Raw genomic sequence first — 26256 nt, 5'->3', positions numbered from 1 at the left:
TGCGGTGCATGAGCGATGGCGCGGTGCTGCACGTGAAGGGCCGGGTCCTGACCGGGCCCGAGGACGTCCGGGACGAGCTGTGGGTGGTCGGGGGGCGGATCTCCTACGACCGCCCCGCCGGCGCCCGCGACATCACCACCGTCGAGGGCTGGGCGCTGCCCGGCCTGGTCGACGCGCACTGTCACGTCGGCCTCGGCGCCGAGGGCCCGGTCGACGCGGCCACCGCCGAGAAGCAGGCGCTCACCGACCGGGAGGCGGGCACCCTGCTGCTCCGCGACGCGGGCTCGCCCTCGGACACCCGCTGGGTCGACGACCGCGAGGACCTCCCGAAGATCATCCGGGCCGGCCGGCACATCGCCCGCACCCGCCGCTACATCCGCAACTACGCCTGGGAGATCGAACCGGAGGACCTGGTCGCCCACGTCGCCCAGGAGGCCCGGCGCGGCGACGGCTGGGTCAAGCTGGTCGGCGACTGGATCGACCGCGACCTCGGCGACCTGTCCCCCTGCTGGCCCCGCGAGGCGGTGGAGGCGGCCATCGCCGAGGCCCACCGGCTCGGCGCCCGCGTCACCGCGCACTGCTTCGCCGAGAGCTCCCTGCGCGACCTGGTCGAGGCGGGCATCGACTGCATCGAGCACGCCACGGGCCTCACCGAGGACCTGATCCCGCTGTTCGCCGAGCGGGGCGTCGCCATCGTCCCGACCCTCGTCAACATCGCCACCTTCCCGCGGCTCGCGGCCGGCGGCGACTCCCGGTACCCCCGCTGGTCCGCCCACATGCGCCGGCTGCACGAGCGCCGCTACGACACCGTGCGTGGCGCCTACGACGCCGGCATCCCCGTCTACGTCGGCACGGACGCCGGCGGCACACTGGCCCACGGCCTGGTCGCGGCGGAGGTGGCGGAACTGGTGACCGCCGGCATCCCGCCGGTGCAGGCGGTGTCCGCGACGAGCTGGGGCGCCCGCGCCTGGCTGGGCCGGCCCGGCCTGGAGGAGGGGGCGCCGGCCGACCTGGTGGTCTACGAGGGCGATCCACGGGTGGACGTACGGGTGCTGGCGGCGCCGCGCCGGGTGGTGCTGAACGGGATCGTGGTCGAGTAAGGGAACGCCTGTGCCCGGTGATTCGAAGAGGCGTGCGGAATCTTCACGTTTGAGTGAAGTGACCCTGGATCGCTGACCGTTCACCCACAGTGCGTACAAGGTTGACGGGTCCCAAGCCTGTTCCGTCTGGGGGGGTCCCACCGCCTTGAACAGCAACAACTTCCGCATGTCCGCACGCCGTCTCGCCGCCGTGGCGACGGTCACCGCCCTCACCGCGGCACCCGCGGTCCTGGGCGCGGGCGCCGCGCACGCGACCGGTGACCACGGCCGCGCCTCCGCCGTCGTCCTGCGCACCGGGCTCGACGTGTCCCTGCTCGACAAGACCGTGGACGTCCCGCTCGCGGTCTCCCTCAACGAGGTGCAGGCACCGCAGAGCGCCGACAGGACCGCGCTGTCCGCCCGGCTCGACGGTGTGGCCGGCGGCAAGCCCTTCACCGTGCTCGGTGCCGATGTCGCCCAGTCCCGGGCCACGGTCACCGACCGGCGTGCCGAGGGCTCGGTCCGGCTGGTCCACGCCAGGCTGCACGTCCCCGGCCTGCCCCTGCTGTCCCTGATCGAGGCCGACACGGTCACCGCCAAGGCGACCTGCGAGGTCGGCAAGGCACCGGTCGCCGCCGCGAACGTCCTCGGCGCCGTCACCGTCCTCGGCAAGCGCGTCACGCTGACCGCCGGCGGCCCGACCGAGGTGAAGGTGCCCGGCGTCGGCGAGGTCCGTCTCGACCTCGCCCAGCGGCGCACCACGACCCGCACGGCCGCCGCGACCGCCCTCGAACTCAAGATCTCCATCAACCCGTTGAAGCTCAACGTGGCCGACGTGGAGGGCACCGTCACCCTGGCCAAGGCCACCTGCGAGTCCCCGATGGCCCCGCCCACCGAGCGGCCCGTGCCGAGCCACGATCCGGCCGCCGACGTCCGTCCGCAGGGCGCCCCGGCCCAGGCCGACCTCGCCGAGACAGGCGGCAGCTCGGCCACCCCGTACATCGCGGGCGGCGCGCTGGCGCTGCTGCTGGTCGGCGGGGGAGTGGTGACGGTGGCACGACGCCGGAAGGGCTGACGCCGGATCCGCGCTCGCGGCCGGGGCGGTGGTGCGGCACCGCCGTCCCCGGTGGCCGGTGGCCGGTGGCCGGTGACGGCGGCGTACCGGCGGCCCTCGACCGGACACCGGCTGCCCGGCCCGGTGCCCGGCGCCCGCACGGCCGCCGTCATCCCGGGTACGGAGCGGCCGCTCGGCCCGCCCGGAGCGTGCTCGCCCACCAGGACAACTGCTCGAGCAGGGTCTTGGCGTACCCGGGGGCCCCGGCGTCGAGCGGCCGGCCGTCCTGCCACGCCGTGAAGTAGTTCGGGAAGGCCAGACCGTCCCGGACGGTCACCGCGTGCAGCTCCGTCAGCACGTTCTCCAGGTGCAGCACGGCGTGCCGGCCGCCCGCCGCGCCACCGTAGCTGACGAAGGCGACGGGCTTGGCCGTCCACTGGGTGAAGTGCCAGTCGATGGCCGCCTTCAGCGAGGCGGGGTAGCTGTGGTTGTACTCGGGTGTGACGACGACGAACGCATCGGCTTCCGCCAGGGCCGAGGTCAGCCGCGCCATCCCCGCCGGACGCGGATAGTCGTCACCGGCGTACTTCGGCGAGGCCGCCGGCAGCGCCAGCGGGATGTCGACCTCGGCCAGGTCGACGACGTCCACCTCGAACCCGCCGTGCAGCCGGGCCTGTTCGGCCACCCATGAGCCCACGACCGGCCCGAACCGGCCTTCCCGGACGCTTCCCACAATGATCAGCAACTTGTTCGTCTTCTCCATGCCGACCACGATCGGGCGTCCGGCGCCGGGCAACCAGGCCGGGCTCAGGCTGGCCCCCGCAGGGCCACGCTGAGCACTCCGCACGCCGCGGGGCACCGGCCTATCCTCACCCCATGGGCACACCGCTGGGGGACTTCATCCGGGCCAAGCGCGACAGTATCCAACCGGAGACGCTGGGCCTGCCGGAGCGCGGCCGCCGCCGCTCACCGGGCCTGCGCCGGCTGGACCTCGCCGCGCGGGCGGGTATCAGCGTCGAATACCTCACCCGCATCGAGCAGGGCAGGGACCGCAACCCTTCGGTGGCCGTGGTGAACGCCCTCGCCGACGCGCTCAGTCTCGACGCCGCGGAACGCAACCACGTGCGCTACCTCGCGAAGATCACCGGCGGCGAGTGCATCGCCCGCACCAGGCCGGCCCCGCCCCAGCGAGACGTCCGGCCCCAGGTCCTGCACACGCTCCGCCTGCTGGAGCCGGGCATCGCCGTGGTGACGAACCGGCTCGGCGACCTCCTCGCCCACACCAGCGGCTACGAGACGCTGACCGGCGGCAGCGGACTGCTCGACGGCGACGCCCCGAACCTCACGCGGTACGTCTTCACGGACCCCCGAGCGCGGACGTTCTTCGCCGACTGGGACGAGATCGCCGACGAGCAGGCCTTCGACCTGTGGCTCGGACCGTCCATCGAGAACTCCGAGTGGCTCACCGCGGAACTCGCCCCCACGGCCGGCCCCGACCTCACCCGCCGGCTGAACCGCCATGTGGTGCCGCGCCGGGGCGTTCTCCGGCTCAACCACCCGGCGGGCCCCGAACTCCGCCTGCACCGCGAGCTGCTGGACATCCCGGCCGACGCCCAGCAACTCGTGGTCCTCCTCCCGGCCGACGACCGGACGGCCGAAGCCATCGACGAACTCCGTGACCACCGGAGGGGCCGGCTCCGGGCGATCTCGTAGCAAGCCCGGAAGGCGACCTGCCCGGCGGACCGTCCGGGGCGGGTCCGCAAGGCGTCCTGCTCGGCGGTGGTGAGGCCCGGCGGCTGCGCGAGGACGACCCGGTGACCTGGGAAGGCCCGCCGGACACCACGCAGCGCGGGCACCCGTCCCGGGCGGGTTCGGAAGGCGGCCTGCCCGGCGGACCGGCCCGGGTGGGTGGTGGGTCAGACCGTCACGGCAGTGCGGCCGACAGCGCCCGGAGGAATCCGTCCACCGTGCCCCGGTCCCGCACCGCGACCCGCACCCACTGCGCACCGAGCCCCGGAAACGTGTCCCCACGGCGCACGGCGTAGCCGAGGTCGCGCAATCGCCGTCGTACAGCGGCGGCACCCGGCATGCCGACGAGCACGAACGGTCCCTCCGCCGGCTGCACCACCCGTACGCCACGACCGGCGAGCGCGGCCAGCCCCGCGACCAGGTGGGCCCGGTCCCCGGCGATGCGATGCGCCGCGTGCCCCGCCTCCGCCAGCGCCCGTGGCGCCACACACGCCTGTGCCGCGGCCAGCGCGGGCGTCGACACCGGCCACAACGGCTGGGCCCGCTCCAGCGCGGCGATGATCTCGGGGCCGGCCAGCACGTACCCGATGCGCAGCCCCGCCAGCCCCCACGTCTTGGTCAGGCTGCGCAGCACGACGAGACCGGGCACGTCGGTCCGCCCGGCCAGCGCCTCCCGCTCACCCGGCACCGCGTCCATGAACGCCTCGTCGACCACCAGCACCCGACCGGGGCGGGCGAGTTCGGCGAGCACGTGGGCCGGATGCAGCACCGACGTCGGGTTCGTCGGATTCCCGACGATCACCAGGTCCGCGTGCTGCGGTACCGCCGCCGGATCCAGCCGGAAGCCGTCCTCCGCCCGCAGCAGCACCCGGTCCACCGTGTGCCCGGCGTCCCGCAGCGCGGCCTCCGGCTCGGTGAACTGCGGGTGCACCACGACCGGATGACGGACCTTCAGTGCGCGGGCGAGGAGCACGAACGCCTCCGCCGCGCCCGCCGTCAGCAGCACCCGCTCCACCGGCAGCCCGTGCCGCGCCGCCACCGCCGCCCGCGCCGCCCGCCCGTCCGGGTAGGCCGCGAGGGACGACAGCGAGGCGGCGATCTCCTCGCGCAGCCACGGCGGAGGCGTGTCGGCACGGACGTTGACGGCGAGGTCGACCAGCGCGGCCCCGTCGTCGCGCACCTCGGCGTCCCCGTGATGACGAAGGTCGGGCCCGGCGCCCCCGGTGTCCTCAGTGCGCATGGCTGTGCGAGTGCCCCCCGTGATGGTGGTGCCCGTGCCCGTGGTGGTGGCCGTCGTCGTCCGGATGGAAGTGCGGCTGCTGCGGCAGCCCCACCTTGTCCTCGAAGCCCGGCAGCGCGATCCGGTACACGCAGGAGTCGCAGTTCATGCGCAGATCACCCCTGACGGCTTCCTCGTACCGCTCCAGCACCAGGTCCAGCAGCTCCGGCTCGGGCCCGATGACGTCGGCCGACCGTACGTCGATCTCCGGGTGCGCGGCCGCCCAGCCCTCGGTCTGCTGCCGCACCCGGTCCGGCAGGATGCCGGTGAACAGGAAGTAGGGCAGGACGACGATCCGCCGCGCCCCCAGCTTCGCGCACCGGTCCAGGCCGCTCGGCACGTCCGGCGCCGCCAGCGACACGAACGCCGTCTCCACACCGGCGTACCCACGGCCCTCCCACAGCAGCCGCGCCGCCTTGTGCACCTCGGCGTTGGCGTCCGGGTCCGTCGAACCCCGGCCCACCAGCAGCACGGTGACGTCCGACCGGTCCCCGGGGCCGCGCCCCGCGGAACCGAGCGCCTCGTCCAGCCGCCGCTCCAGGACGCTCAGCAGCGCCGGATGCGGGCCGAGCGGGCGGCCGTAGGTGTACGAGACGCCCGGGTGCCGTTCCTTCTCGCGGGCCAGCGCCGCCGGGATGTCGCCCTTGGCGTGCCCGGCGGACACCAGCATCAGCGGCACGGCCGCGAACCGGCGTACGCCCTGCTCGACCAGCTCGGTGACGGCCTCGCCCAGCGGTGGCGGGGACAGCTCGATGAAGCCGCCCGCGACGGGCAGGTCGGGCCGGCGGCGCCCCAGTTCCCGTACGAAGGCGCGGAACGCCTCGGCTCCGGCGTCGTCACGGGTGCCGTGGCCGGCGATGAGCAGGGCGGGCGGGGTGGTCACGAGGTCTCCTCAGCCGAAGTGGGGTGGTACAGCAGGGCGTTGAGCGCGGCGGCGGCGACCGCCGAGCCGCCCTTCTCGGACACGTTGCTCACGGCGGGCAGCCCGCTGTCCCGCAACGCGGCCTTGGACTCGGCCGCGCCGACGAAGCCGACGGGCAGGCCGATGACGAGTGCGGGGGAGGCGTCCAGGGTCAGCAGCTCCTCCAGGGCGGTCGGAGCATTGCCGATCACCCAGAGGGCGCCCGGGCCCACCTGCTGGTACGCGAGCCGTATCGCGTGCGCCGAACGGGTCAGCCCCGGACCGGCCACGGCGTCCTTCAGCCGGCAGACGGTCTCACGGCGGGTGATCCCGGCGGCCACCATCTCGACGTCGACGACCACGGGCGCCCCGGCGTGCAGCGCGGCGTGCGCCTTCGCCAACTCGCCCTCGTCCATGACGAGATCGGTCGCGTACTCCAGGTCGGCGGCGGAGTGGATGACCCGCTCCACCACCGCCCGGGTCAGCGGCGGGAAGTGCGAGGTGTCCAGGCGGGCGCGCAGCCGGCGGTAGGACTCCTGCTCGATCGGGTGGACCACTCGGTTCACTTGGCGCCCTCCTGAGGGGTGTCCTGCCAGCGGTAGCCGCGCGGGGTCACCATGCGCCCCGCGACGTTGCGGGTCGCGGTGTTGCCCACGGTCACGACCGTCATCATGTCGACCGTCGCCGGGTCCAGAGCGGCGAGGGTGGTGACCCGGCCGGACTCGTCCGACCGCGAGGCGTTGCGGACGACACCGACCGGCGTGGCCGGCTCCCGGTGCTCGGCGAGGATGCCGAGCGCCTTGGGCAGCTGCCAGTCACGGCCCCGCGACCGGGGGTTGTAGAAGGTCACCACGAGGTCCGCCTCGGCCGCCGCCCGCACCCGGCGCTCGATGACCTCCCACGGCGTGTGCAGATCGGACAGGCTGATGGACACATGGTCGTGGCCCAGCGGCGCGCCCAGGATCGCCGCGGCGGCCAGCGCGGCCGTCACCCCGGGCACCCCGACCACGTCGATGTCGTCGGAGGCCTCGGCGAGCGCCGGCGAGGCCATGGCGTACACACCCGCGTCCCCGCTGCCGATCAACGCCACCGCGTGCCCGCGCCGGGCCTCCGCGACGGCCGTACGCGCCCGTTGCTCCTCCGCGCCGAGCCCCGACTCCAGCACCCGGGTGCCCGGCCGCAGCAGATCGCGGATCTGGTCCACGTACTGGTCGAGCCCGACCAGCACCGAGGCGCGCCGCAGCTCGGCCGCCGCCCGCGGGGTGAGCAGGTCCCGCGCGCCGGGCCCGAGTCCGACGACCGCGAGCCGCCCGCGCCCCGGACGCCGTACGACGGCGCAGGTCGCCATGGCGGGCTGTGCAGCCGACTTCCGCTTGGGGACGAGGAGTTCACCGCCGCGGACCAGCGCCGCCGCCTCCGCGACCGACGGGGTGCCGACGGCCGCGAGAGGGGCGTCGGACGGGTTGGGCACCTCGACGGCCGCCAGCTCCTCGGCCGAGTACGTCACCAGGGGCACCCCGAGCCGGGCGGCGGCCGCGACGATGCCGGGCTCCTCCGCCTTGGCGTCCACGGTGGCCAGTTCGGCCACGGACCGCTGCGAGAGCCCCGCCTCGCGCAGCGCCTCGTCGATCAGCCCGAGGACCTCCTCGGCCGGCGCGCCCCTGGACGCGCCGACCCCGACCACCAGGGAGGGCGGCCTGAGCAGCACCTCACGCTCGCCCGGTTCCACGGCCCGGTCGGTGAGCCGGATCCGGTACGAGCCCTCGGCCGAGGCCGGCAGCGGCGGCAGCGGCCACGGCACCTCCGCGTCCAGCACAACCGGTTCGCCGTCCAGCAGGGCGCGCGAGACCACGGCGACCGAACCCTCGTACGGCAGCCCGAGCGTGTCCAGGCCCGGCAGTCCGGCGCAGTCCGTCGCGGTCGTCACCACGGGCTCCGCACCGAGCACCTCCCCGACCTCGCGGGCGAGGTCGTTGGCGCCACCGCCGTGCCCGCCGACCAGCGAGACCGCGAACCGGCCGCCCTCGTCCACGCACACCACACCCGGGTCGGCCGTCTTGTCGCCGAGCAGCGGCGCGAGCAGCCGTACCACCGCCCCCGTCGCCAGGAAGCACACCAGCTGCTCGCACTCCGCGAACGCGGCCCGCACGGCCTCCCCGACGGGACCCTCGTACACCCGGGTACGGTCCGGCCACGCCGCGGCCAGCCGGTCCCGCGCCGCCGCCCCCGCCGCGGTGGCGGAAATGAGGCCGATCACAGGGCAACTCCTTCACTAGGCTCCGGGGTTCTGACACCCCAGAGCAGAAACACAGGATTGGTGGCCGCCAGCCGGGTCACGTCCCCCGGCAGCGGCGCCAGTCGCGACGACTGCAGCAGCACCCCGTCGCAGCCGAACCCGGCGGCCGTGAGCGCCTCGCGCGCCGCCGGCACCCGGTCCAGCGCGGCCATGGCGACGACCACGGTCCGCCGCGCCCGCCGCGCGCACGCGCCGACGATCGCGGGCAGCTCACGCCCCCCGCCGCCGATGAACACGGAGTCCGGGTCGTCGAGCGGGCCGAGCGCGGCCGGTGCCTCCCCCCGCACCACGGCCACGTCGACGCCGTGGGCCCGCGCGTTGGCGCGGACGCGCTCCACCCCGTCCGGGGTCTTCTCGACGGCGACCACGGCCGCGCCGAGCCGGGCGCACTCCACCGCCACCGAACCCGAGCCGGCACCCACGTCCCAGACCAGGTCGCCCGGGCGCGGCCCCAGCCGGGCCAGGGCCAGCGCCCGCACCTCGAACTTGGTGATCATCGAGTCCCGGTGCGCGAACTCTCCCTCGTCCAGCGCCCACCGCTCCGGCCGCGCCGGAACCCCGGCGACCGTACGCACCCCACCCGGCGTCCGCGCCAAGTCCAGGCACAGCACCACGCTCACCGCGGTGCCCCAGTCCCGGGCCGCCGCCTCGGCGGGCGTCACCCGCTCCACCCGCTCCCGCTCCGGGTCACCGAGCGCGCTCGCCACGACGAGGACACGCCCACCGGGCAGCCCGCCGCCCGGCTCGGCGGGTCCGGCCCACGGCCCGGCGAGGGCGGCGCCCAGCTCGGCGGGTCCGGCCCCCGGCCCGGTGAGGACGGCCACCTTGGGGTGCGCCCGGCAGACGTTCACCGCCGTCCGCGGATCCCGGCCGTGCGCGCTGACCACGACCGCGTCGTCCCAGGGCAGCCCGATCCGCGCGAACGCCGCGGCCACCGAGGACACTCCCGGCCGCACGTCCAGCAGCCCGGCACCGAAGCGCTCGGCCAGCGCCCGCACGATCCCGAAGAACCCGGGGTCCCCGGAGGCCAGCACGACCACCGGCAACTCCTTGCCGACGTACTCCGCGACCCTGTCCAGGGCGGGCGCCAGCGGACCGAGCACCACCGGCTCGGCGCCCTCGGGCAGCCGTACGGCGTCCAGATGACGGCGCCCGCCGACCACCAGCGCGGCCCCGGCGAGCACGCCGTCCGGGACGGGCGCCCCCGTCCCCGCGCCGACGACCGTGATCAACTGTTCGCCCCTCGCTCGCGCAGCGCCCGCCGGGCCTCCGGGTCGGCCTTGCGGTACCCGTGGAAGTGCCCCGGGTGGTACAGGTGCGAGCGGGTGCCGTGCGCGTCCAGCGCCGGGCCGACCAGGAAGAGCGTGTGCTTCCAGAGCTTGTGCTCCTTCACCGTCTCCTCCAGCGTGCCGATCGTGCACTTCGCGATCAGCTCCTCCGGCCAGGTCGCCTGGTAGGCGACGACCACCGGGGTGCTGGTCGGGTAGCCGCCCTCCAGCAGCTCCCGCACCAGCTGCCCGCTGCGCGCCGCCGACAGGAAGATCGCCATGGTCGTGCCGTGCCGGGCGAACTCGCGGACCTCCTCACCGGGCGGCATCGGCGTCTTGCCGCCGCCCAGACGGGTCAGCACGACGGACTGCGCGACCTCGGGGATCGTCAGCTCGCGCCGGGCGAGCGCGGCCACCGCCGAGAACGACGACACCCCGGGCACGACCTCCGTCGCGATCCCCATCTCCGCGCACCGGTCCAGCTGCTCCTGGGTGCCGCCCCACAACGCAGGGTCGCCGGAGTGGATGCGGGCGACCTGCAGTCCCTCGGCGTGGGCACGCCGGTAGACGGCGACGACGTCCTCCAGGGACATGGCCGCCGAGTCCAGGATCTCCGCGTCCTCGCGCGCGTGCTCGAGGACCTCCGCCTGGACCAGGCTGGCCGCCCAGATCACCACGTCCGCCTCGGCGATCGCGCGCGCGGCACGGAACGTCAGCAGATCGGCGGCGCCGGGGCCGGCACCGACGAACGTCACCTTGCCGGTGGGGGCATCGGCCATGGGAAGGGTCCTCTCGTACGGGAACGCAACTCGGAAGCGGGTGAAATGTCAGGGTGTGCGGGAGTTCGTGCGGCGCCGGATGTGCGCGAAGGCGCCTGGATCGGATAGCAAGTGCCTATGGCGGTCTTCGTCGCGCTCGGCGCGTTCCTGATGACGCTGGCCGGCGGCTGGACGGCACAGCGCGTGACCGACCGCAGGCATCTCGTCCTCGGCCTGGCCGGCGGACTGATGCTCGGCGTGGTCGGCCTCGACCTGCTGCCCGAGGCGCTCGAGGCGGCGGGCCGCGAGGTCTTCGGCGTACCCGCGGCCCTGCTGCTGTTCGTGGTCGGGTTCCTCTTCGCCCACCTGGTGGAACGTCTGCTCGCCGCCCGTCAGGCCGCGCACGGCGCGGAGGAGCACGGGCACCGGGCGCCGGAGGTGGGCCTGACGGCGGCCGCCGCGATGGTGGGCCACAGCGCCATGGACGGCGTGGCGATCGGCGCGGCCTTCCAGGTGGGCGGCGGCATGGGTGCGTCCGTAGCGCTCGCCGTGATCGCGCACGACTTCGCCGACGGCTTCAACACCTTCACCCTCACGACCCTGTACGGCAACGCGCGCCGCCGGGCGATCGGGATGCTGGTCGCCGACGCCTGCGCACCCCTGCTGGGCGCGCTGTCGACCGTCTTCTTCCACATCCCGGAGCCGGTGCTCGGCGGTTATCTCGGCCTCTTCGGCGGCGTACTGCTCTACCTCGCCGCCGCCGAGATCCTCCCCGAGGCCCACCACGAGCACCCCGCCCGGTCCACCCTGCTGTGCACGGTCGCGGGCGCGGCGTTCATCTGGCTGGTGGTCGGCGTCTCCGGCTGACCGCGGGCCCGGCGTCACAGCTTCCCGCCCCGCCCGCCGTCCCGCCGCGGCGGCGCGATCAGCGTCGACAGGTACGGCAGCGGCGTCCCGTCCAGCTCCGCGGCCGCATGCACCGACTCCTCCGGCAGCCCCAGCGCCGACCCCCACACCGCGTCCCCGAGCCGCCCGGTCTCCTCGAGCGCCTCGGCGACCTCGGCGGCCTGCCGCCCGAACTTGTACGCCACGACGGTCCCCGGCCCGGCCAGCGCCTCCTTCAGCACCGCCGACCCGGCCGTGACCGGGACGAGCGTCAGCGGCTCGGTGCCCTCGGTCAGCACCGCACCCGACCGCGCCGCGAGATCCTGCATGGCGGTGATCCCGGGCACGGTCTCCACGACGACGCCCGGCACCAGCTCGGCGATGGTCTGCGCGAGATACGTGAACGTCGAGTACACGTTGGGGTCGCCGATGGTCGCGAACGCCACGGAACCCCGGCGCCTCAGCAGCTCGGCGACCCGCTCCCCGGCCGCGTCCCAGGCCGCCTCCCGCCGCGCCCGGTCGGTCCGCTCGTTCAGCGCGAACACCACCCGGACGACCTTGTCCTCGGGCACGTAGTGCAGCACGGTCGCCTCGGCCCGCCCCCGTTCCCCGGTGTCCATGACGGGTACGACGACGACGTCGGCCGAACGCAGCGCGTTGACCCCCTTGACGGTCACCAGCTCGGGATCACCGGGACCGACCCCGACTCCGACCAGCCTGCTGCTCATGACGTCCGGCACCTCTCCACGAACCGACGGGCGACACCGGGCTCGGACGCCCAGTGCGTGTGCAGATAACTCGCGTGCACGCCCTGCTGTACGAAACCTTCGACCCGCCGCACGGGGACCCGCACGCCCCAGGCGGGAGCGGCGCCGGCACCCGGCTCGACGACCGTGCGGTGGAACTCGTGCCCCCGCATCCGCGTCCCGGCCGGCGCCAGCACACTGTCGCCGACGGCCACGGCGTCCCGGTAACCGAGGGTCAGCCGTTCGGTCATCCGCGCGGTGGCGTCCAGCACCCCGCACATCGGGCGCCCGTCCAGCTCCCGGCACAGGTACAGCAGCCCGGCGCACTCGGCTGCCACGGGCGCGCCGGAGACCGCCAGATCGGCGACGGCCTTGCGCAACGGCTCGTTGGCGGACAACTCGGCGGCGTACACCTCGGGGAACCCGCCGCCGATGACCAGGCCGGCCGTTCCTTCGGGCAGTCGCTCGTCCCGCAGGGGGTCGAAGGTGACGACTTCCGCCCCGGCGGCGGCGAGCAGCTCGGTGTGCTCGGCGTAGGAGAAGGTGAACGCGGGACCGCCGGCGACGGCGACCACAGGGGCTCGCCTCTCGGCCGGCGGTTCCGGGCGGTCGGTGTGCGGCCGGTCCGGCCCGGCGCCCGGCCTCTCGGCAGACCGAGTCGGGTGGTGGGTGAGCGAGGCGGGGGTCCAGGGGGCGGAGCCACCTGGGAGGGCACCCGCAGTACGGGCGAGCCCTTCCAGCGCGGCCAGGTCACATCCCTGAGCCACCTGCGCCGCCATGGCCTCGACGGCCTCCACCGCAGCAGCCTGCCGCTCGGCGACCGGCACCAACCCCAGATGCCGAGAGGGCGTATCCACCTGAGCGACCCGCCGCAAGGCACCCAGGACCGGCACACCCGACGAGTCCAGCGCCTCCCGCAGCAACTCCTCATGCCGGTCCGACCCCACCTTGTTCAGGATCACGCCCCCGACCCGCACCTGCGGATCCCACGACGCGAACCCGTGCACCAGCGCCGCCACCGACCGCGACTGCGACGACGCGTCCACGACGAGCACCACCGGCGCCCGCAACAACTTGGCGACATGGGCCGTGGACGCGAGTTCCCCCTCGCCCGCCGCCCCGTCGTACAGCCCCATCACACCCTCGACCACGGCGAGGTCACATCCCCGGGCGCCGTGCAGGAACAGCGGGGCGACCAGCTCCGGCCCGCACAGATACGCGTCGAGGTTGCGCCCCACCCGCCCGGTCGCGAGCGCGTGGTACCCGGGGTCGATGTAGTCCGGCCCGACCTTGTGCGGGGACACGGCGAGCCCCCGCGCGGTGAACGCGGCCATCAGCCCCGTGGCGACGGTGGTCTTGCCGCTGCCCGAGGACGGCGCGGCGATGACCAGCCGAGGCACCGACGAGCTCACCACTCGATGCCCTTCTGGCCCTTCTGCCCCACGTCCATGGGGTGCTTGACCTTCGACATGTCGGTGACGAGGTCGGCGAAGTCCACGAGCTTCTCCGGCGCGTTCCGCCCGGTGATCACCACGTGCTGGGTGCCCGGCCGGTTCCGCAGCACGTCGACGACCTCGTCCGTGTCGACCCATCCCCAGTGCATGGGGTACGCGAACTCGTCCAGCACGTACAACCGGTACGTCTCGGCCGCCAGGTCCCGCTTGACCTGCTCCCAGCCCTCCCGGGCCTTCTCCTCGTTGTCCAGCTGCGCGTCGCGCTGCACCCAGGACCAGCCCTCGCCCATCTTGTGCCAGTCGACGGTCCCGCCCTGCCCGGAGGCACCGAGCACCCGCAGCGCGTTCTCCTCGCCGACCTTCCACTTCGCGGACTTGACGAACTGGAACACCCCGATCGGCCACCCCTGGTTCCAGGCGCGCAGCGCCAGCCCGAACGCGGCGGTGGACTTGCCCTTGCCGACCCCGGTGTGCACGACGACCAGCGGACGGTTCCGGCGCTGACGGGTCGTCAGCCCGTCGTCCGGTACGACGTTCGGCTGTCCCTGCGGCATTACGCGGCCCTCCTCGACGTCCCCTGCACATCCCTGACCAGCCCGGCGATCGAGTCGGCCCGCAGCTCGTCCAGCGTGACGGCCGTACCGCCCAGCTCACCCGCCAGCTGCCCGGCGAGCCCGAGCCGCACCGGCCCCGACTCGCAGTCCACGACCACCGAGGCGACCTGCTCGGCCGCGAACAGCCGCGCGGCCCGCCCGGCCAGCGCGACCGGCTCCGGGCCGCCGGTGGCCCGCCCGTCGGTCACCACCACGACCAGCGCCCGCCGCGCCGGATCCCGCAGCCGCTCCACCCGCAGCACCTCGTGCGCCTTCAGCAGCCCGGCCGCGAGCGGCGTACGACCGCCCGTCGGCAGCGACTGAAGCCGGACGGCGGCCGCGTCGACGGACGAGGTAGGCGGCAGCGCGACATCGGCGGCAGAGCCCCGGAAGGTCACCAGACCCACCTTGTCCCGCCGCTGGTAGGCGTCCAGCAGCAGCGACAGCACCGCACCCTTCACCGCACTCATCCGCTGCCGTGCCGCCATCGACCCCGAGGCGTCCACCACGAACAGCACGAGGTTCCCCTCGCGCCCCTCCCGGGTCGCCTGCCGCAGATCGTCCCGGCGGATCACCAGCCCCGGCCCGGACCGGCCGCGCGCCCGCTGGTGCGGGGCGGCGGCCTGCACGGTCGCCGCCAGGTGCAGCTTGGTCAGCGCACCCCGGGGACGCCGGGCCCCGGTCGTGCGCCCGTGCTCGGTCCGGGCCCGCGAGCGCCGCCCGGCGGCACCCTCCCCGATGCCGGGCACGCTCAGCATCCTGGTCCGGAAGGGCTCGGCGGCCCGCGCGGCGGCCTGCTCACCCGCACCGGCGGGCTGCGGGCTCCCGCCCTCACCGGATTCCGGCCGGGCCGCGGTGTCCCCGCCCTGCGGACCGGCATCCGGCTCCGGCTGCCCGCCGCCCCCGCCGGGGCCGCCGGGACCGGGATCGTCGTCGCCGTCCCCGTCGTCCCCGGAGTACTGCTCCAGCGTCTCGTCCAGCTTGTCCTCGTCCAGCCCCGGCGCGTCGAACGGGTTGCGCCGGCGCCGGTGCGGCAGCGCGAGCAGCGCGGCCTGCCGCACGTCCTCGGCGAGCACGTCGGTCCGCCCGGCCCACGCGGCCAGTGCCGTCGCCGTGCGCGCCATCACGATGTCGGCCCGCATGCCGTCCACCTCGAAGGCCGCGCAGGTCGCCGCGATCTGCCGCAGCGCCCCGTCGCCCAGCCGCACCTGCGGCAGCAACTGCCGTGCCGCGGCGATCCGGTGCCGTACGGCGGCCTCCTCGTGCGCCCACCGGGCGGCGAAGCCGTCGGGATCGTCGTCGTAGGCCAGCCTGCGCCGCACGACCTCCACCCGCTGGTCGGGTTCCCGGGAGGCCGCGACCTCCACGGTCAGCCCGAAGCGGTCCAGCAACTGCGGCCGCAGCTCGCCCTCTTCGGGGTTCATGGTGCCGACGAGCAGGAAGCGGGCCGCGTGCCGCACGGAGACGCCCTCGCGCTCCACGTACGAGGCGCCCATCGCCGCCGCGTCCAGCAGCAGGTCGACCAGGTGGTCGTGGAGGAGGTTGACCTCGTCCACGTACAGGATGCCGCGGTGCGCGTCGGCCAGCAGGCCCGGCTCGAACGCCTTCACCCCCTCCGCGAGCGCCCGCTCGATGTCGAGGGCGCCGACCAGCCGGTCCTCGGAGGCGCCGACGGGCAGCTCGACCATGCGGGCAGGGCGCGCCGTACCGGCTCCCGGCTCGTGCGGCCCGTCCGGGCAGGACGGATCCGGTGCCGCCGGGTCACAGGAGAACCGGCAGCCGGGAACGACGGCCACCTCGGGCAACAGAGCCGAGAGAGCGCGCACGGCCGTGGACTTGGCGGTGCCCTTCTCGCCGCGCACCAGCACACCGCCGACCGCCGGCGAGACGGCGTTCAGCAGCAGCGCGAGCCGCAGGTCGTCCTGGCCGACAACGGCCGTGAAAGGGAAGGGGGTGGTCACTGGTCGCCCTCCAAGTCGCCTTCCAGCTCCAGGTAGGTGGCGCGCAGCCGCTCCAGCGTCTCCGCGTCCGGCTCGGCCCACAGCCCGCGGTCCGCCGCCTCCAGCAGCCGCTCGGTGATCCCGCGCAGCGCCCACGGGTTGGACTTCTTCATGAAGTCCCGGTTCTCCGGGTCGAAGACGTACTCCGCGCTGAGCTTCTCGTACATCCAGTCGTCGACCACGCCGGCCGTCGCGTCGTAGCCGAACAGGTAGTCCACGGTCGCGGCCATCTCGAACGCGCCCTTGTAGCCGTGCCGGCGCATGGCCGCCATCCAGCGCGGGTTGACGACACGGGCACGGAAGACCCGGTGGGTCTCCTCGCCCAGCGTGCGGGTCCTCACCTGGTCCGGTACGGCACTGTCACCCACGTACGCCTCGGGGTTGGCGCCGGTCAGGTGCCGGACCATGGCGACCATGCCGCCGTGGTACTGGAAGTAGTCGTCCGCGTCGACCAGGTCGTGCTCGCGGGTGTCGACGTTCTTCGCGGCGACCGCGATGCGCTTGAACGCGGTCTCCATGTCACCGCGTGCCGCCCGCCCGTCGAGCCCGCGCCCGTACGCGTAGCCGCCCCACACCGCGTACACCTCGGCCAGGTCGGCGTCGGAGCGCCAGTTGCGGGCGTCGATCAGCGGCAGCAGACCGGCGCCGTACGCGCCCGGCTTCGAGCCGAAGATCCGGGCCGTCGCGCGCCGCCGGTCACCGTGCTCGGCGGTGTCCTCGTCGGCGTGCGCCTTGACGAAGTTCCGCTCGGCCGGCTCGTCCAGCTCCGCCACCGCCCGCACCGCGTCGTCGATCAGCCCGACCACGTGCGGGAACGCGTCCCGGAAGAAACCGGAGATCCGGACCGTGACGTCGATGCGCGGCCGGCCCAGTTCGGCCAGGGGGACCACCTCGAAACCGGTCACCCGGCGCGAGGCGTCGTCCCACACCGGGCGGCAGCCCAGCAGCGCCAGGATCTCGGCGATGTCGTCGCCCTGCGTGCGCATCGCCGACGTGCCCCACACCGTGAGACCCACCGACCTCGGGTACTCGCCCGTGTCCTGCAGGTACCGCTGCACCAGGGAGTCGGCGAGCGACTGGCCGACCTCCCAGCTCAGCCGGGAGGGGATGGCCTTGGGGTCGACGGAGTAGAAGTTGCGGCCCGTAGGCAGCACGTTGACCAGACCGCGGGTCGGCGAACCCGACGGGCCCGCCGGGACGTAACCGCCGTCCAGCGCCCGCAGGATGTGCCCGATCTCGTCGGTGGTCCGCGCCAGCCGCGGTACGACCTCGCCGCAGGCGAACTCCACCACGGCGACCGCGTCCGGCAGTTCGGCTCCGAGTACGTCACGGACGAGCGCCGGGGCCGCCGTGACCTCCCAGGCTCGCAACTCCATCCCCTCCGCGATCCGCCGGCACAGCTGCTCCAGCAGGTCGATCGCGTCGGACGCCGTCCGCGCCGGACCGTCCACCAGGTCCGTCAGCTCCACCGGCGCCTTCACCGCCGCACCCGGCTCGGCCAGCAGCTCCTTCTCGTCCAGCCCGAAATGAGCCGCCAGCGAGGCCCGCAGACCCGGCAGCGCATGGGCCTGGCCGCCCCACACCTGCGAGGCGCGCAGCACGGCGAGGACGAGGTTCACACGCGGCTCGCCGACCGGCCCGCCGCCCAGGACGTGCAGGCCGTCGCGGATCTGCACGTCCTTGATCTCGCACAGATAGCCGTCGATGTGCATGACGAACTCGTCGAACGCGTCGTCGTCCGGCTGCTCGTCCACGTGCAGGTCGTGGTGCAGCTCGGCCGCCTTGACGAGGGTCCAGATCTGGGCGCGGACGGCCGGGGCCTTCGCCGGGTCCAGGTCGGAGACGAGCGCGTACTCGTCCAGCAACTGCTCCAGCTTGGCCAGGTCGCCGTAGGTGTCGGCGCGGGCCATCGGCGGCACCAGGTGGTCGACCACCGTGGCGTGCCCGCGCCGCTTGGCCTGGGTGCCCTCGCCCGGGTCGTTGACGATGAACGGGTAGACCAGCGGCAGCTCGCCGAGGACCGCGTCCGGTGCGCAACCGCCGCTGAGGCCCAGTCCCTTGCCGGGCAGCCACTCCATCGTGCCGTGCTTGCCCATGTGCACGATCGCGTCCGCGCCGAAACTGCTGTCCAGCCAGCGGTAGGCCGCCATGTAGTGGTGGGAGGGCGGCATGTCGGGGTCGTGGTAGATCGCGATCGGGTTCTCGCCGAAGCCGCGCGGCGGCTGGATCATCACGACGACGTTCCCGAACCGGAGGCAGGCCAGCACGATGTCGTCGCCGTCCACGTACAGGCTGCCCGGCGGCTCGCCCCAGGCGTCCAGCATCGCCTCTCGCAGCTCGGGGTCGAGCGTGTCGAACCACGCCCGGTAGTCCGCGAGGGGCACGCGCGCGGGCGCCGCCGCCAGCTGCTCCTCCGTCAGCCATTCCACGTCGTGACCGCCGGCCTCGATCAGCCGGTGGATCAACTCGTCACCACCGGAGGGGTACGCGGTGAGCGAGTACCCGGCGTCACGCAGCGCGTCCAGCACCCGCACCGCCGACGCGGGCGTGTCCAGGCCGACCGCGTTGCCGACCCGCGAGTGCTTGGTCGGGTAGGCGGTGAAGACCAGGGCGATCTTCTTCTCGGCGTTCGGCTTGTGCTTCAGCCGCGCGTGCCGCAGGGCGATCCCGGCCACCCGGGAGGCCCGCTCCGGATCGGCGACGTACACCGGGACCTCGTCGGGGCCCTGCTCCTTGAAGGAGAACGGCACGGTGATCAGACGGCCGTCGAACTCGGGGATCGCGACCTGCATCGCCGCGTCCATGGGGGACAGGGCCGCGTCGGACTCCTGCCACGCGTCCCGCGAGGAGGTGAGGCAGAGCCCTTGCAGCACGGGGATGTCGAGGTCGGCGAGCGCGCCGATGTCCCAGGACTCCTCGTCGCCGCCCGCCGACGCCTGCGAGGCGTGCGTGCCGCCGGCCGCGAGGACGGTGGCCACCAGGGCGTCGGCCTTCCCCAGCAGCTCGTACAGCCCGGCGTCCGCGCCGCGCAGCGACCCGCAGTACACCGGCAGGGCGTTGGCGCCCTTCGCCTCGATCGCCTCGCACAGCGTGTCCACGAAGGCGGTGTTGCCGCTCAGCTCGTGCGCCCGGTAGAACAACACGCCCACCGTCGGGCGGCCGTCCCGCAGCTCGTACCCGCCGTGCACGCCGTACTCCGGCATCTTGCGCGGCTCGTCGAAGCCCTCACCGGTCAGCAGCACGGTGTCGGACAGGAACCGGGACAGCTCCAGCAGGTTCGCGGGCCCGCCCTCGACCAGGTACTTCAGCGCCTCCGCGACCACTCCGGCCGGCACGGACGACTCGGCCATCAGCTCCGCGTCGGGGACGGCCTCGCCGCCCAGCAGCACGGTCGGCACACCGGACGCCTTCAGCGCGGCCAGCCCGTCCTCCCAGGCGCGCTTGCCGCCCAGCAGCCGTACGACGGCGAGGTCCGCGCCCTCGATCAGGCCCGGCAGCTCCTCGGTGACGTCGACCCGGGTCGGGTTCCCGATCCGGTACCCGGCGCCGGAGGCCCGGGCCGCCAGCAGATCCGTGTCGGCGGTCGACAACAACAACACTGTGCTCATGCGGGCGCTCCCGGTGGGATGAAAGGCAGTCCTTGCGGCGCGCCCGACTCGATGAGCCGCCAGAGCGCGTCCGTGTCCGCGTGCTGTTCGATCAGGTCGCCGAGCCGGTCGAGCTGCTCCTCGCGCAGCGCGGCGAAGGACGTGTCCGGGGCCGGTACGAAGCGGCGGCCCGCGGCGGCGGCCACCTCGCGCAGGAAGGCCCGCCGGAAACCGTCCGACTCCAGCGAGCCGTGCCAGTGGGTGCCCCAGGTCTGGCCGACCCGGCAGCCGTCCAGGAAGGGCTCGCCGCCCAGGACGTCGGCGACCCCGTGATGGATCTCGTACCCCTCGACCCGCTCGCCGAGGGCCTCCCCGGCGGGCCGGGTGAGGGTCTTCTCGCGGGCGAACCGCACCCGCACCGGAAGCAGGCCGAGCCCGGGGACCTCGCCGGCCCGCGACTCGACCTCGTCCTCGATGTGCTCGCCGAGGATCTGGAAGCCGCCGCAGATGCCGAGGACGGGCCTGTGCCGGGCGGCCCTGCGCACGAGGGCATCGGCAAGTCCCCGCTCCCGCAGCCACTGAAGCGCCCGTACGGTCCCGCGCGTGCCCGGGATCACCACGAGGTCGGCGTCCGCCAGTTCCTCCGGACGGTCCACGAACCGCACCACGACACCCGGCTCGGCGGCCAGCGCGTCCACGTCCGTGAAGTTGGACATCAGCGGGATCGCGCAGACGGCGACCCGCAGCACGTCCTCGCCGGCCGGGGGAGCGACGGCCGACTCCCGGACGGGGCCCCGCGACACCCTCTCCCACGCTCGGCTGCGCTCGCGCGGGGGGACCCCCATCCCGTCCTCCTCGTCGATGCCGAGCCCGTGCCGGAAGGGCAGAACGCCGTAGGTGCGCCGCCCGGTGAGGCCCTGGAGCATGTCCAAGCCCGGTTCGAGCAGGCCGACATCACCCCGGAACTTGTTCACCAGGAACCCGGCGATCAGCTCCTGGTCCTCCGGCGACAGCAGGGCGACCGTGCCGAAGAAGGAGGCGAACACGCCCCCGCGGTCGATGTCCCCGACCACCAGCACGGGCAGCCGCGCGTTGCGGGCGATGCCCATGTTGACGATGTCGGTCCGCCGCAGGTTGATCTCGGCCGGGCTCCCCGCCCCCTCACAGATCACCGCGTCATACGTGCCCCGCAACTCGGCCAGACAGTCCAGCACCGTGCCGAGCAGCCGCTGCTGCCGCCCACCGTGGTAGCCGCGCGCGCTCAACTCGCCCACCGGCTTGCCCAGCAGCACCACCTGGCTGCTCTGCTCGCCGCCCGGCTTGAGCAGCACCGGGTTCATCAGCGCGGTCGGCTCGACCCGGCAGGCCTGGGCCTGCATGGCCTGCGCCCGCCCGATCTCGGCGCCCTCCTTCGTCACGAACGAATTGAGGGACATGTTCTGCGCCTTGAACGGCGCGACCTTCACGCCCTGGCGCACCAGCCACCGGCAGATCCCGGCCGTCACGACGCTCTTGCCGGCGTCGGAGGTGGTGCCGGCGACGAGGAGACCCCCGCTCACTTCCCACGTCCCTTCACGAGTCGGCGCGCGGCGACCGTGACGCCGAGCGCGAGCAGGCCGACACGGCGGGAGAGCCGTACGGCCCGGTCGATGTCGGTGACCCGGACGGCGCGCCCGGTCCCGCCGTTGAGCACGGGGCGGTGCTCGACCCGGCCGCCGTAGGAGAGCGTCCCGCCCAGGCGCACCCCGAGGGCGCCCGCGAAGGAGGCCTCCACGGGCCCGGCGTTGGGGCTCGGATGCCGGGACGCGTCGGCCCGCCAGGCCCGTACCGCGCCCCGCGGGTCGGGGCCGGCGAGCACGGCGAGGACGGCGGTCAGCCGGGCCCCCGGCCAGCCGGCGAGGTCGTCGAGGCGGGCGGAGGCCCAGCCGTAGCGCCGGAACCGGGGCGACTTGTGACCGACCATCGCGTCGAGGGTGTTGACCGCCCGGAACCCGAGCAGCCCCGGCACCCCGCCCACGGCACCCCACACCAGCGCGCCCACGACCGCGTCGGAGGTGTTCTCGGCGACCGACTCGACCACGGCCCGGGCGATCCCGTCGGCGTCCAGCGCCTGCGGGTCCCGGCCGCACAGGTGGGGCAGCCGCGCGCGGGCCGCCTCGACGTCCCCGGCCTCCAGGGCACGCCCGACGGTGCGGGCCTCCCGGGCGAGCGAGGTGCCGCCGACGACCGCCCAGGTGACGGCCGCGGTCAGCGCGACGGAGGCGGTGGGGGAGGGGCGTACGGCGCGTACGGCCAGCGCGCCGAGGGCGACGGCGCCACCGGCGCACACGGCGGTGTGCAGCGTGCCCCAGCCGCGGTGGTCGTGCCACAACGCGCGTTCCACGGCCGCTGCCACCCGCCCGAACGCGGCGACCGGATGCCCGCGGCGGGGATCGCCGAGGAGCAGGTCACCGAGAAGGCCGGCGGCGGCGCCGTACGCGTAGGAGCGATCGGCACCCATCGGCTCAGCCGGCCGTGGGTACAGGAGCGGGCCTGGTACTGGTCCTTCGGCAGCCGAGCATGGCGATCTGTGTCCTCACTCAGGGTGTCCGCGCCCTGGTTCGACGTGATTCGGCGGTGAGAGTTCCTGGCTCCCGGGGGTTCTTCCCCGGTGACAGTGGCGGGACCGCGCCGGATTCGCACCGGCTTCCTCTCTTGCCGCCGTACATGGCCTGGGCAGTCCACCACGCGCCCGGAACGGCCGTCAACTTGCCGTTGACCTGCAGGGGGAGAGTGTGCCGATCCCCACACCGTGAGGCGTGCGGGCATGCCGGAGGCTCCCCTCCGCACCAGTGGGAGGGGAGCCTCGAGGCGCTCGGTCGGGCCGTGGCGGACGGATGCCGGGTCAGGCCGTCGACGAAGGGTGCCAGGTCAGGCTTTCGCCACGATCAGGTAGAAGCCGTACGCCACCGCCGCCGCGCAGGCCGCGAAGCAGACGTAGGCGCCGGTGACGGCCAGGGCCGCGGAGCCGCCCTGGGCCGCGGCCTTCTCGCGCCGCGACAGACCGTTGATGCCGAGGGTGAACAGGGCTACCAGGCCCACCGTGAACACGAGGCTGACGCCGAAGACGGAGCCGAGGGCCGCCCAGTCGATCTTCATGATGCTTCCTTGGTGAACGGGTGCTCGGGGTCAGACCGCGGCGGCCGGCGGGACCGCCGGGGCAGCGGGGGCCGGGTCGGCGACCGGGGCCGGGATGGTGGCCGTCAGGTCCTCGGTGATCGCGCCCGCCGGGGGCGGGGTCACGGCGGCGATGGCGGTGGTCACCACGCCGGCCGGTTCCTCGGTCTCGGCGACGACGTTCGTGTGGTCGACGACCTCGCGGCGGGAGATCTTCCAGATCGCGGCGCTCGCGGCGACCAGGAAGACGGCGACGGCGGCGGTGCCCCAGTCGCCCAGGTCCGTGACGGACTCGGCGCCCGCGCCCACCAGCGCGGCGGCCGGCAGGGTCAGCGCCCAGGCGACGAACATGCGGCCCGCGGTCGACCAGCGGACCACTCCGCCCTTGCGGCCCAGGCCCGCGCCCATCACCGAGCCGGAGACGACGTGCGTGGTGGAGAGGGAGAAGCCGAGGTGGGAGGAGGCCAGGATGGCGGTCGCGGCGCTGGTCTGGGCGGCGAAGCCCTGGCGCGGCTCCAGATCGGTCAGGCCCTTGCCCATGGTGCGGATGATGCGCCAGCCGCCGATGTAGGTGCCGAGCGCGATGGCCAGGCCGGCGGAGAGGATCACCCAGACGGGAGGGTTCGAGCCGGGGGCGATGGAGCCGCCCGCGATGAGGGCGAGGGTGATGATGCCCATCGTCTTCTGGGCGTCGTTGGTGCCGTGGGCGAGGGAGACCAGGCCGGCGGAGGCGATCTGGCCGGCGCGGTAGCCCTTGCGGGTGGCCTCGCCGTCGGCGGTGCCGCCGATGCCGTAGGAGAAGCGGGTGGCCAGCACCGAGGCGAGGCCCGCCACGATCGGCGCGGCCACCGCCGGGAGCAGCACCTTGGTGACCAGCACGTCACCGTGGACGGCGCCGAAGCCCGCGGAGGCGACGGTGGCGCCGACCAGGCCGCCCAGCAGGGCGTGCGAGGAGCTGGACGGCAGGCCCACCAGCCAGGTCAGCAGGTTCCAGAGGATCGCGCCGACCAGGGCGGCGAAGATGACCTCGGGACGGATGCCGGTCTCGTCGACGAGACCCTTGGAGATCGTGTTCGCGACCTCCACCGAGAGAAAGGCGCCCACAAGGTTGAGGGCGGCGGACATGGTCACCGCGATCTTGGGCTTCAGGGCGCCTGTGGAGATCGTGGTGGCCATCGCGTTCGCGGTGTCGTGGAAACCGTTCGTGAAATCGAACGCGAGTGCGGTTACTACCACAATCGCGAGGATCAGCGAGAAGCTTTCCATTTACCCAGGCAATCGTTCGAGGTCGTTGGCTGGATGAACGTAGGCAACCTGGGTGAACGGAAGATGAACTGAGGCGGGCATGAGGGTGTCAGTAACGAGCGGAAGAGGTTCCGTTTGTCCCCCTGGGCCCAGGCGCCCCTTGGCCACCGAGTCCCGCGAAGGTCCGCAGCCGGGCCGGCGGGCCGTTGAAGAGATTCTGGTCACCCGGCAGCCTGCCCTTGGTGCCGTACTGCCAGAACGTCCAGTACCGCCAGCCGCCCGGCAGCCTCCCGGGCCGTGAGGTGCCGTGACGGGCGATCCACAGGGCGTGGGAGGAGGAGAAGGCGCGGCTGTTGCCGGTGCAGAGCTTCCACCAATGGGTCGTCGTGTAGATCACCGGGCGGCGGCCGGTCTTGCGCTTGATCTCGTTGCTGAAGGACCGGATCCAGCGGATCATCCGCTTCTTGCCCAACCCGTAGCACTTGTGCTGCCGGTCGTAGGGGTTGTACTCGATGTCCAGCGCGGGCGGCAGTGTCCAGCCGTCCGCCCGCCAGTCTCCGCCGTGCCGCACGAAGTACGCGGCCTGCCGGGCGCCGGAGGACTCGTCAGGGAGCGCGAAGTGGTACGCGCCCCGGATCAGGCCGGACCGGCGCGCGCCGCCGTACTGCTGGGAGAAGCGGGGATTGCGGTAGTGCGTGGACTCCGTCGCCTTCACGTAGACGAACCGGGCGCCCCGCGCCCGGGTGGCCGGCCAGTCGATCCGCTTCTGGTGGGACGACACGTCGTGCCCCCGGGGCAGCCACGCGGCCGCGGCCGGTGGCCGTGCCGCCGGAGGCCCTGCCTGCGAACCTCCCTCTTCCACAGGGCCCGCCGACGCGGTCGCGCTGCCCGCGAGGGCGAGCGCCGCGGTGGCCGCCGCGAGGACACCGATGCGGCGACGGGGAACGGTGCGGTCACGGGCCATGCGTCGTCTCCCCGGAGTAGTGGGCCAAGGATCGCCGGGCGGGCAAGAGAGAACATTGAAAGGTCTGGCGATCACCGGATCGGCGCCGCTTCGCGGTGATTCGCGACAACATCCGCCCGTTCGGAGGCACGCCCTCCGGTTCCGCCGAGCCCCACCCCGTACCGCCCCGGCTGGCAGGATCACCGCATGGCCGAGCGACGACGCGACACATCACCGGACGCGACAGACAGCGAGCCGACGCCCGGGGGCGAGACGGTGCCCGATCGGGGAGCGGGAGCGGGCGGGAACGCCCCGCGCACCGAGGCGGCGGGTGGGGCAGCGGAGCCGGTGCCGGTCCCGGTGGCGGGTGGGGCGCGGGAGCCCGGGTTCGGCCGGGTGGCGGGAGCGGTCGGGGGCGGTGAGGCCGGTGAGGTGCCGCGCGGTGAGGCGGCGGGTGGGGCAGCGGAACCGGAGCCGGGCCCGGCGGCGGGTGGGGCTGGGAGCGGGGCGGGCGGTGAGGCGGTGTCCGGTCGGCGGGCGGGAGCGGACGGGGACGTGGCGCTGGTCTGGGCGGCGTTGGTCGCGACGGCGCGCCGGACCGTCGCCGACGGGCTGGTCGTCGGCACCTCCGGCAACGTCTCCGCACGCGTCGGGGACCTCGTGCTGGTCACCCCGTCGGGCGTCCCCTACGACCGGCTCACCCCGGACGACATCACCGGCGTCGACCTCACCGGACGCCAGGTGCTCGGCACCCTGGTACCGACCAGCGAGCTGCCCATGCACCTCGCCGTCTACCGCACCACCGACGCCGGCGCGGTCGTCCACACCCACGCCGTCCACGCCACCGCGGTCTCCACGCTCGTGCCCGAACTCCCGCCGGTCCACTACATGACCGGCGCCCTCGGCGGACCCGTCCGCGTCGCCCCCTACGCGACCTACGGCACCGAGGAACTGGCCGAGAACATGCTCCGCGCCCTCGCCGACCGCTCCGGCTGCCTGCTGCAGAACCACGGCACCCTCACCTACGGCGCCGGCCTCGACCAGGCCTACGACCGCACAGCCCAGCTGGAATGGATGTGCCGCCTGTGGCTGACGGCGTCCTGCGTGCCGGGCCTGACGCCGTCCCTGCTGACGGAGGAACAACTGGCCGAGGCCGGGGCACGCTTGAAGGGGTACGGCCAACGGAGGTGACCCCTTGTCCCGCAGTCCCCGGCTCCGCCCGCTTCCCGATCCGCCGACCGGCGTGCGCGGTCCGCTGCCCCC

Annotated in this window: 22 protein-coding genes and 1 riboswitch; of the genes, 5 read left to right on the top strand and 17 right to left on the bottom strand. The window is 74.2% G+C overall.

What is annotated here, in order from left to right; genetic code table 11:
* The first annotated feature begins 8 nt into the window (after window positions 1-8).
* Together ACGFRF_RS18335 and ACGFRF_RS18330 are read left to right on the top strand one after the other, a co-directional pair.
* Complete coding sequence (locus ACGFRF_RS18335; RefSeq protein WP_393741027.1) at window positions 9-1100, top strand: amidohydrolase family protein; 1092 nt, start codon at window positions 9-11, stop codon at window positions 1098-1100.
* A gap of 145 nt (window positions 1101-1245) precedes the next feature.
* Window positions 1246-2154 (top strand): SCO1860 family LAETG-anchored protein, encoded by a 909-nt coding sequence (locus tag ACGFRF_RS18330; protein WP_393741025.1) that lies wholly within the window; start codon window positions 1246-1248, stop codon window positions 2152-2154.
* A gap of 148 nt (window positions 2155-2302) precedes the next feature.
* On the opposite strand, the gene ACGFRF_RS18325 is transcribed toward ACGFRF_RS18330, so the two are convergent.
* Complete coding sequence (locus ACGFRF_RS18325; RefSeq protein WP_393741023.1) at window positions 2303-2896, bottom strand: NADPH-dependent FMN reductase; 594 nt, start codon at window positions 2894-2896, stop codon at window positions 2303-2305.
* A 113-nt stretch (window positions 2897-3009) separates the two neighbouring features.
* On the opposite strand from ACGFRF_RS18325, the gene ACGFRF_RS18320 reads away from it, so the two are divergent.
* Entirely contained in the window at window positions 3010-3846 is an 837-nt protein-coding gene (locus tag ACGFRF_RS18320) for a helix-turn-helix domain-containing protein (RefSeq protein WP_393741021.1), read from the top strand.
* A gap of 211 nt (window positions 3847-4057) precedes the next feature.
* Here ACGFRF_RS18320 and cobC read toward each other — a convergent pair whose 3' ends face one another.
* From cobC to cobM, 6 genes are read right to left on the bottom strand one after another with little or no spacing between them, the layout of a single operon-like run.
* The gene (gene cobC, locus ACGFRF_RS18315; protein ID WP_393741019.1) at window positions 4058-5122 is read right to left on the bottom strand and encodes an Rv2231c family pyridoxal phosphate-dependent protein CobC; all 1065 of its coding nucleotides are present in this window, start codon (window positions 5120-5122) and stop codon (window positions 4058-4060) included.
* Entirely contained in the window at window positions 5112-6044 is a 933-nt protein-coding gene (locus ACGFRF_RS18310) for a sirohydrochlorin chelatase (protein WP_393741017.1), read from the bottom strand. Before ACGFRF_RS18310 ends, cobC begins: the two co-directional genes overlap by 11 nt.
* On the bottom strand, window positions 6041-6628 hold the full coding sequence (locus ACGFRF_RS18305; protein WP_393741015.1) for a precorrin-8X methylmutase: 588 nt from the start codon (window positions 6626-6628) through the stop codon (window positions 6041-6043). Before ACGFRF_RS18305 ends, ACGFRF_RS18310 begins: the two co-directional genes overlap by 4 nt.
* Window positions 6625-8319 (bottom strand): precorrin-3B C(17)-methyltransferase, encoded by a 1695-nt coding sequence (gene cobJ, locus ACGFRF_RS18300; protein ID WP_393741013.1) that lies wholly within the window; start codon window positions 8317-8319, stop codon window positions 6625-6627. The genes ACGFRF_RS18305 and cobJ overlap by 4 nt, the downstream gene beginning before the upstream one ends.
* On the bottom strand, window positions 8316-9590 hold the full coding sequence (gene cbiE, locus ACGFRF_RS18295) for a precorrin-6y C5,15-methyltransferase (decarboxylating) subunit CbiE (RefSeq protein WP_393741011.1): 1275 nt from the start codon (window positions 9588-9590) through the stop codon (window positions 8316-8318). Before cbiE ends, cobJ begins: the two co-directional genes overlap by 4 nt.
* Window positions 9587-10405, bottom strand: coding sequence for a precorrin-4 C(11)-methyltransferase (gene cobM / locus ACGFRF_RS18290; RefSeq protein WP_393741009.1), 819 nt, complete (start codon window positions 10403-10405; stop codon window positions 9587-9589). Before cobM ends, cbiE begins: the two co-directional genes overlap by 4 nt.
* Window positions 10406-10522: 117 nt before the next feature.
* On the opposite strand from cobM, the gene ACGFRF_RS18285 reads away from it, so the two are divergent.
* On the top strand, window positions 10523-11251 hold the full coding sequence (locus tag ACGFRF_RS18285) for a ZIP family metal transporter (protein WP_393741007.1): 729 nt from the start codon (window positions 10523-10525) through the stop codon (window positions 11249-11251).
* A gap of 14 nt (window positions 11252-11265) precedes the next feature.
* Here ACGFRF_RS18285 and cobI read toward each other — a convergent pair whose 3' ends face one another.
* The 10 genes from cobI to ACGFRF_RS18235 all read right to left on the bottom strand — a co-directional run bounded on the left by cobI (window position 11266) and on the right by ACGFRF_RS18235 (window position 25014).
* Entirely contained in the window at window positions 11266-11997 is a 732-nt protein-coding gene (gene cobI, locus ACGFRF_RS18280) for a precorrin-2 C(20)-methyltransferase (protein ID WP_393741005.1), read from the bottom strand.
* Complete coding sequence (locus ACGFRF_RS18275; RefSeq protein ID WP_393741003.1) at window positions 11994-13427, bottom strand: cobyrinate a,c-diamide synthase; 1434 nt, start codon at window positions 13425-13427, stop codon at window positions 11994-11996. The genes cobI and ACGFRF_RS18275 overlap by 4 nt, the downstream gene beginning before the upstream one ends.
* The gene (cobO, locus tag ACGFRF_RS18270) at window positions 13424-14023 is read right to left on the bottom strand and encodes a cob(I)yrinic acid a,c-diamide adenosyltransferase (protein WP_393741001.1); all 600 of its coding nucleotides are present in this window, start codon (window positions 14021-14023) and stop codon (window positions 13424-13426) included. The genes ACGFRF_RS18275 and cobO overlap by 4 nt, the downstream gene beginning before the upstream one ends.
* Window positions 14023-16023 (bottom strand): putative cobaltochelatase, encoded by a 2001-nt coding sequence (locus tag ACGFRF_RS18265; RefSeq protein WP_393740999.1) that lies wholly within the window; start codon window positions 16021-16023, stop codon window positions 14023-14025. Before ACGFRF_RS18265 ends, cobO begins: the two co-directional genes overlap by 1 nt.
* Complete coding sequence (gene cobN, locus ACGFRF_RS18260; RefSeq protein WP_393740997.1) at window positions 16020-19670, bottom strand: cobaltochelatase subunit CobN; 3651 nt, start codon at window positions 19668-19670, stop codon at window positions 16020-16022. The genes ACGFRF_RS18265 and cobN overlap by 4 nt, the downstream gene beginning before the upstream one ends.
* Entirely contained in the window at window positions 19667-21208 is a 1542-nt protein-coding gene (locus ACGFRF_RS18255) for a cobyric acid synthase (RefSeq protein ID WP_393740995.1), read from the bottom strand. The genes cobN and ACGFRF_RS18255 overlap by 4 nt, the downstream gene beginning before the upstream one ends.
* The gene (locus ACGFRF_RS18250; protein WP_393740993.1) at window positions 21205-22149 is read right to left on the bottom strand and encodes a cobalamin biosynthesis protein; all 945 of its coding nucleotides are present in this window, start codon (window positions 22147-22149) and stop codon (window positions 21205-21207) included. The genes ACGFRF_RS18255 and ACGFRF_RS18250 overlap by 4 nt, the downstream gene beginning before the upstream one ends.
* 97 nt (window positions 22150-22246) lie before the next feature.
* Window positions 22247-22389: riboswitch (cobalamin riboswitch) on the bottom strand.
* A 170-nt stretch (window positions 22390-22559) separates the two neighbouring features.
* Window positions 22560-22787 (bottom strand): hypothetical protein, encoded by a 228-nt coding sequence (locus tag ACGFRF_RS18245; protein WP_393740991.1) that lies wholly within the window; start codon window positions 22785-22787, stop codon window positions 22560-22562.
* A gap of 30 nt (window positions 22788-22817) precedes the next feature.
* Window positions 22818-24071: an anion permease gene (locus ACGFRF_RS18240; RefSeq protein WP_393740989.1), complete on the bottom strand. Its 1254-nt coding sequence runs from the start codon at window positions 24069-24071 to the stop codon at window positions 22818-22820.
* Between the two features lie 88 nt (window positions 24072-24159).
* Complete coding sequence (locus ACGFRF_RS18235) at window positions 24160-25014, bottom strand: lysozyme (protein ID WP_393740987.1); 855 nt, start codon at window positions 25012-25014, stop codon at window positions 24160-24162.
* A 501-nt stretch (window positions 25015-25515) separates the two neighbouring features.
* On the opposite strand from ACGFRF_RS18235, the gene ACGFRF_RS18230 reads away from it, so the two are divergent.
* A complete protein-coding gene (locus tag ACGFRF_RS18230) occupies window positions 25516-26184 on the top strand; it encodes a class II aldolase/adducin family protein (protein WP_393741525.1) in 669 nt (222 codons plus the stop codon).
* Window positions 26185-26256: the final 72 nt, after the last annotated feature.

The organism is Streptomyces sp. NPDC048521 (genome assembly GCF_043199855.1).
In the GTDB taxonomy this organism is placed as follows: Bacteria; Actinomycetota; Actinomycetes; order Streptomycetales; family Streptomycetaceae; genus Streptomyces.
Note: the sequence above shows the minus strand (reverse complement) of the source record. Positions and strands in the feature narration are given on the sequence as shown.